The organism is Luteitalea sp. (assembly GCA_009377605.1).
Lineage (GTDB): Bacteria > Acidobacteriota > Vicinamibacteria > Vicinamibacterales > Vicinamibacteraceae > WHTT01.
The window spans coordinates 1-578 of the sequence record WHTT01000325.1; the positions used below are offsets into that span (position 1 = coordinate 1).

Here is a 578-nt window from a genome sequence, read left to right on the forward strand (position 1 = left end):
GGCAAGCCGTGCGTGGTCGGTATCGATCGTGTCGTGGAGCGGTTGCGCGATGGCGACGTCGTCGAGGTCGACGGAACGGCCGGGACCGTTCGGCTCAATGCGCGGTAGACGATCGAGCACGTGGCATGGTGGAAATGCGCGCCCGCCGCTAGCCAGTTACGGCGATTCCACCCGGTTCTTCTTGCCTTCTGCGACCGCGTGTCGCCCCGCCACCGCCGCCACCGGTGCCGCGACGAACACGCTCGACCACGTGCCGACGAGGATGCCGGCGAGAACGGTGAACGCGAAACCACCAAGGGCCGTGCCACCGAACAGGTACAGCGCCAGCACCGCGACGACCGTCGTCCCTGACGTGATGATCGTTCGGCCGAGCGTGTCGGTGATGGCCGCGTTGATGGCTGCGTCCATCGCCACGGAGCCCATCCCCCGCAGGCGTTCGCGGACGCGGTCGAAGATGACGATCGTGTCGTTGACCGAGTAGCCCGCGACAGTGAGAAGAGCGGCGACCACGTTGAGGTCGAGGTCGTACCCCGCGAGGCTCAGCATCGCGACGGTCACCACGAGGTCGTGACATGTCG

2 protein-coding genes are annotated in these 578 nt (G+C 67.0%); one reads left to right on the top strand and one right to left on the bottom strand.

Going from position 1 to position 578, the window contains the following annotated elements; translation table 11 throughout:
* Positions 1-108: hypothetical protein (locus tag GEV06_29145; GenBank protein ID MPZ21904.1), on the top strand; the 108-nt coding region annotated here is incomplete at its 5' end.
* A gap of 48 nt (positions 109-156) precedes the next feature.
* On the opposite strand, the gene GEV06_29150 is transcribed toward GEV06_29145, so the two are convergent.
* Positions 157-578, bottom strand: a 422-nt coding sequence (locus tag GEV06_29150) for a protein translocase subunit SecF (GenBank protein ID MPZ21905.1), incomplete at its 5' end; no start/stop codon positions are given.